Origin of the sequence: Vibrio sp. 10N.261.51.C6 (genome assembly GCF_041471785.1) — a bacterium.
Taxonomy (GTDB): domain Bacteria; phylum Pseudomonadota; class Gammaproteobacteria; order Enterobacterales; family Vibrionaceae; genus Vibrio; species Vibrio crassostreae_C.
Genome location: NZ_JBFRPB010000014.1, coordinates 1 through 1,426 on the forward strand (window position 1 = coordinate 1; position 1,426 = coordinate 1,426).

A 1,426-nucleotide genomic window follows, 5' to 3' on the forward strand; every position below is an offset into this window, starting at 1 on the left:
TGAACTGACCCCCAATAGTTGGACACCAATTATTGGGGGTCTTTTTATGTCCAAATATAGCCGTGAGCTAAAATGTATCATTGCTAAGCAATACTTAGATGGCACGTCATCTCTCTATTTAGCAAAACAATATTCAATTTCTTCAAGGCAGATACGGTATTGGGCTCAAGTCTTTGCCATCCATGGTACTGATTCATTTTTACCAACTAAGCATGCCGCGACTGCTCAAACAAAACGAAAAGCATTGAATTTAATGTGGACGAATGAATGGTCTCTCACGCACACTAGCGCTGTATTAAACCTCTCATCCCCTGGGATACTCTCTGTCTGGCTCAAAAGATTTAATGAGCTCGGTATCAAGGGGCTCAAAATGCGCCAGAAAGGAAGACCCTCAATGAAACAGCAACCTCAACGTACCACTAAGCCTGATAATGAAATGACACTTGAGGAGCTAAAAGAGGAGTTGGTCTACTTACGAACCGAGAATGCCGTTCTAAAAAAGTTGGAAGAGTTGGAGCAGGAAAAAAACCGTCGAACAAAGAAAAAGCGGTCATAGCTCTAACTCTTAAAGGCAAGTACCCGCTGAAGCACTTACTGCAGACTCTACAGCTGGCAAAAAGTGTCTTTTATTATCAAGCTCAAACAAACAAGCGCCCAAATAGCTACGAACGTGAGCTACGGTTGATAAAGTCAATTTATCATGAACATAAGGGCCGATACGGCTACCGCCGTATTCACTTGGAACTAAAAAATCAGGGGTTCGTGCTTAATCACAAAACGGTTCAAAGGCTTATGGCTCAGCTCAACCTTAAATCGACGGTCAGGATTAAAAAGTATCGTTCATACCGAGGAGAGTCTGGAACAGCTGCTCCTAACCTGCTTGAAAGAGATTTTAGTGCGACTCAACCCGATGAAAAGTGGGTAACTGATGTCACGGAGTTCAAAGTCAAAGAGCAGAAAGTATACTTGTCTCCCGTGGTCGACTTGTTTACTCAGGAGGTAGTTGCTTATAGAGTGGCCAAAAATGCCTGCTTGCCGCTTGTCACGGATATGCTAACGGAAGCCATATCAAAGCTCAAACCCAACTCAAAGCCAATTATACATAGCGATCAAGGTTGGCAATATCGTCATCGACAGTATCAGAAAAAGGTAGCGGAGAGTGGGTTAACACAAAGCATGTCGAGAAAAGGTAACTGCTTGGATAATGCGGTTGCTGAAAACTTTTTTGCTTTACTCAAAACAGAGATGTATCACAACCAAAGCTTTGAAGATGCAGATGCTCTGATAGAGCAAATTAAAGAATACATCGAGTACTACAATACCAAACGTATAAAAGTGAAACTAAAAGGCCTGACTCCGATAGAATATCGAACTCAGGCCTTGAAAGCCGCTTAACAGAAATGTCCAACTTTACGGGGTCACTTCA

2 protein-coding genes are annotated in these 1,426 nt (G+C 42.4%); both read left to right on the forward strand.

All coding sequences use genetic code 11. From position 1 onward, the window contains the following. The first annotated feature begins 46 nt into the window (after positions 1-46). The gene (locus tag AB4375_RS03955; protein WP_029236503.1) at positions 47-556 is read left to right on the forward strand and encodes a helix-turn-helix domain-containing protein; all 510 of its coding nucleotides are present in this window, start codon (positions 47-49) and stop codon (positions 554-556) included. Then, positions 553-1,395 carry an IS3 family transposase gene (locus tag AB4375_RS03960; RefSeq protein ID WP_106427183.1) on the forward strand — a complete coding sequence of 281 codons (843 nt, stop codon included), beginning with the start codon at positions 553-555 and terminating at the stop codon, positions 1,393-1,395. Before AB4375_RS03955 ends, AB4375_RS03960 begins: the two co-directional genes overlap by 4 nt. Positions 1,396-1,426: the final 31 nt, after the last annotated feature.

What these genes read in the sequence shown, in the direction of transcription:
- AB4375_RS03955 (WP_029236503.1), top strand. Translation starts at nt 47, where the DNA reads ATGTCCAAATATAGCCGTGAGCTAAAATGTATCATTGCTAAGCAATAC.